Origin of the sequence: Bradyrhizobium sp. PRIMUS42 (assembly GCF_023006515.1) — a bacterium.
Taxonomy (GTDB): Bacteria; Pseudomonadota; Alphaproteobacteria; order Rhizobiales; family Xanthobacteraceae; genus Bradyrhizobium.
In genome coordinates this window covers 1-3,693 of record NZ_JALBGZ010000629.1, presented here as the reverse complement: position 1 = coordinate 3,693, position 3,693 = coordinate 1, and the positions used below count along the sequence as shown (strand labels likewise).

Below are 3,693 nucleotides of genomic sequence, written 5' to 3'. Positions count from 1 at the left end.
GGGGCTCCGGGCTTGCGCGGACCGGCGGTGGCGAGCGTCATTCCGGCCCCGCCCGCGCCGGATATGCCGGCCACAGCCCTCGGCTATGCCGAGCGATAACCCCCGCTAAACCACGGCCTCAAGTCGCGGCCAAACCTTTGGACCGACTCAGGATTTTCGGAGGGAAAACGTATCATCCCGGGTTGCCATTGCAGCCTCGCGCCTGATATTTCCTCGCCCGTCGTAACCGTGCTTCCAGTGGGATCTGAGATGTTGAACGTCGTATCCAGCAAAGCGCGGGAGGAAGCGTCCATGTCGGCCAAAAACGGCTCCATCAAGCTCGTCGCCGGCAACTCCAATCCGGCCCTCGCTCAAGCCATCGCGCAAGGGCTCGACCTGCCGCTGACCAAGGCGGTGGTGCGGCGCTTCGCCGACATGGAGATCTTCGTCGAGATCCAGGAGAACGTCCGCGGCTCGGATGCCTTCATCATCCAGTCGACCTCGTTCCCCGCCAACGACCATTTGATGGAGCTGCTGATCATCACCGACGCGCTGCGCCGCTCCTCGGCGCGCCGCATCACCGCGGTGCTGCCCTATTTCGGCTACGCGCGGCAGGACCGCAAATCGGGCTCGCGCACGCCGATTTCGGCCAAGCTCGTCGCCAATCTGATCACGCAGGCCGGCGTCGACCGCGTCATGACGCTCGACCTGCATGCCGGCCAGATCCAGGGCTTCTTCGACATCCCGACCGACAACCTCTACGCCGCGCCGCTGATGGTGCGCGACATCAAGGACAAGTTCGATCTCTCCAAGACGATGGTGATCTCGCCTGACGTCGGCGGCGTCGCCCGCGCGCGCGGCCTTGCCAAGCGCATCAACACCCCGCTGGCGATCGTCGACAAGCGCCGCGAACGTGCAGGCGAGTCCGAGGTCATGAACGTGATCGGTGACGTCGCCGGCTACACCTGCATCCTGATCGACGACATCGTGGACTCCGGCGGCACGCTGGTGAACGCGGCCGATGCGCTGATCGCCAAGGGCGCCAAAGACGTCTACGCCTACATCACCCACGGCGTGCTCTCCGGCGGCGCGGCCGCCCGCATCACGAACTCCAGGCTGAAGGAGCTGGTGATCACCGACTCGATCCTGCCGACCGAGGCGGTGACCAAGGCGCCGAACATCCGCACGCTGCCGATCGCCAGCCTGATCTCCGACGCGATCGCGCGCACGGCAGCCGAAGAGTCGGTGTCGAGCCTGTTCGACTGATTTTCGTTCCCGGTCTCGTAGGGTGGGCAAAGGCGCAAAGCGCCGTGCCCACCTTTTTTGTCGCACGAGAAAGAGGTAGGCACGCTTGCGCTTTGCCCACCCTACGGCAGTCTGCCTACCCCACGATCCCCGCAGCGACCTGGCCGCGCAGACGTTCGAGGCCAAGCAACGTCTCCGCGCACGCGGCCGCGACCTCGACACCCTTGATCGCGAAATGCTTGCGGAAGAAGTCGTAATGCACCTCGGTCTCGTGGAATTGCTGCGGCGTCAGCACGGCTGAGAACACCGGCACCTCGGTGCGAAGCTGCACGTCCATCAGCGCCTTGATCACGGTGTCGGCGACGAACTCGTGGCGGTAGATGCCGCCGTCCACGACGAGGCCCGCGGCGACGATCGCGGTGTAGCGCCGCGTCTTGGCAAGGACCTGCGCGTGCAGCGGGATCTCGAACGAGCCCGGCACCTCGAACACGTCGACATGGGTGAGGTGCCGCGCCTCGGCCTCTCTCACGAAGGCAATGCGGGCTTCCTCGACCACGTCGCGGTGCCAGCAGGCCTGCACGAAGGCGACCCGCTGCGGCTTTGCGAAGCGCGGGTGCTCGGTTGCGGGCCCTTGCGGAACCGGCGGTTGGACGACTTCGGAAGTTTCGGCTTGGGTATCTTGCAACATCTGATTCATGGCTTTCCTCGGTTTAAGGACCAGAATCAGGGCACACGGAACGACAAACAGCCGCATCTTGCGATGCGTCTGCCACCGACCGTTCTCTTTCATCCGGACTATGACCGTCGGCTTCGGAGTTGCACCGAATCTGCTGACCCTTCCCTTCGGGATAACCCTCGCGGAAGGCGCTCGCGGGCTTAGGCCTTTCGGCCCTTACCGCCGGTGGGGACTTTCACCCCGCCCTGAGAACATCGGCCGTTCGGGATGAACGACCTGCCGGGAAATATGCAGCTCTCGCGCGGTCGCGGCAAGCGTGTTCCGCATGGGCAAATCGCATGGTCCCATGCCACGGCCGTGGGAGCGGCCCCGCCGCACGGAATTAGCGTTTGCCGCCCTCCCCTGGATCCGATTCCGGTTTGTTCTCCTCCATCCGGATTGGGCACTCCCGGCGTTAATAATTGTGGCGGAGATGAGCTGTGGACGAACGAGTCCTGGCTTGTGGACGGACTCGGGACCCCGTTGCGCAGATTCCGCAAATCACATCACTTGATCCGCGACAGGCCCGCGCTGATCCAAGGGGATCGCAAGAGCGACACCAAGGGATCGCAGCAGCGCTTCCGAGGAGATCGCTAGCGACGTTGAGGGAGTTCGCCGGGCCAGCCGCGTGCGTATCAAAGACAACAAAAAGGCAAGAGGTCGAGACGGCATGTCCCTGCTCGAAGGCACTATCGATTCCAAAAGCCATCCGCTCGCGGTGGTCGAGGATATCGCTGCCAGCAACAACTGGCCGTTCGAACGCTCCGGCGAAGACGAACTCACGATTGTCTCGAAGGGACAATGGACCGACTATCAGCTCTCCTTCACCTGGATGGGCGAGATCGAGGCGCTGCATCTGGCCTGCGCGTTCGACATGAAGATTCCCGTTGCGCGCCGCGGCGAGGTGCAGAGGCTCGTCGCCGCCGTGAACGAGCAGTTGTGGGTCGGCCATTTCGACCTGTGGACCACCACCGGCATGGTCATGCATCGCCAGGCTCTGGTGCTGCCGGGTGGCCTCAGCGCCTCGACCGCGCAGTGCGAAGCCATGCTCGCCGGCGCCATCCACGCCTGCGAGCGTTACTTCCCGGCGTTCCAGTTCGTGGTGTGGGCCGGCAAGACCACGACCGAGGCGATGGACGCGGCGATGTTCGATACGGTCGGAGAGGCGTAGGATTCGCCTCGTGACGTAAGGGAGCCGCACTCGCTCCCCACGTCGTCCCGGACGAGCGAAGCGAAGATCCGGGACCCATACCGCGTGATGCCGCTTTTGGCACAACGCTTGTTGCTCTGCCTTCCATCCACTAGAACCGCCTGTGGTTTGGGTCCCCGCTTTCGCGGGGACGACAGCGAACGCGTGGCAACGGCGATGGCAGATAGCAACCTCCTCCAAAACATCACCGGCACCATCCTCCTCGCCGGCGCCGGCAAGATGGGCGGCGCGATGCTGACCGGGTGGCTTTCGGGCGGGCTCGACCCGCGCCGCGTCGCCGTGATCGATCCGTATCTCTCGCCGGAGATCACCGCGCTTGCCGCCAGGGGCGTCATGCTCAATCCGGATGTGACGACGGCCGGCCAGGTCGAGACGATGGTCGTCGCGGTGAAACCGCAGATGTTCCGCGAGGCCGGCGCCAAGCTGAAATCGTTCGTCTCGGAGAAGACATCCGTGGTCTCGATCATGGCGGGAACCACGATCGCCGCGCTCCAGGAGGTCTGCGGCGGCGCCGTGGTGCGCGCGATGCCGAACACGCCGGCCG

4 protein-coding genes and 1 riboswitch are annotated in these 3,693 nt (G+C 64.6%); of the genes, 3 read left to right on the top strand and 1 reads right to left on the bottom strand.

All coding sequences use genetic code 11. The annotated features are described in order from the left end of the window. Positions 1-291: 291 nt before the first annotated feature. Positions 292-1,245, top strand: coding sequence for a ribose-phosphate pyrophosphokinase (locus MOV75_RS30755; protein WP_198963774.1), 954 nt, complete (start codon positions 292-294; stop codon positions 1,243-1,245). Between the two features lie 115 nt (positions 1,246-1,360). Here the strand turns inward: MOV75_RS30755 and MOV75_RS30750 are convergent, their stop codons facing one another. Then, on the bottom strand, positions 1,361-1,921 hold the full coding sequence (locus MOV75_RS30750) for a 6,7-dimethyl-8-ribityllumazine synthase (RefSeq protein ID WP_246931120.1): 561 nt from the start codon (positions 1,919-1,921) through the stop codon (positions 1,361-1,363). Between the two features lie 77 nt (positions 1,922-1,998). Then, a riboswitch (FMN riboswitch) is annotated at positions 1,999-2,157 on the bottom strand. 452 nt (positions 2,158-2,609) lie between these two features. Between MOV75_RS30750 and MOV75_RS30745 the strand changes: the two genes are divergently transcribed. Both MOV75_RS30745 and MOV75_RS30740 read left to right on the top strand, forming a co-directional pair. Beyond that, entirely contained in the window at positions 2,610-3,110 is a 501-nt protein-coding gene (locus MOV75_RS30745; RefSeq protein WP_246931119.1) for a YbjN domain-containing protein, read from the top strand. A 195-nt stretch (positions 3,111-3,305) separates the two neighbouring features. Beyond that, on the top strand, positions 3,306-3,693 hold a 388-nt coding region (locus tag MOV75_RS30740; protein ID WP_247007196.1), incomplete at its 3' end, for an NAD(P)-binding domain-containing protein.

Coding starts and splice junctions, on each gene's coding strand:
- MOV75_RS30745 (WP_246931119.1), top strand. CDS start 2,610: ATGTCCCTGCTCGAAGGCACTATCGATTCCAAAAGCCATCCGCTCGCG.
- MOV75_RS30750 (WP_246931120.1), bottom strand. CDS start 1,921: ATGAATCAGATGTTGCAAGATACCCAAGCCGAAACTTCCGAAGTCGTC.
- MOV75_RS30755 (WP_198963774.1), top strand. CDS start 292: ATGTCGGCCAAAAACGGCTCCATCAAGCTCGTCGCCGGCAACTCCAAT.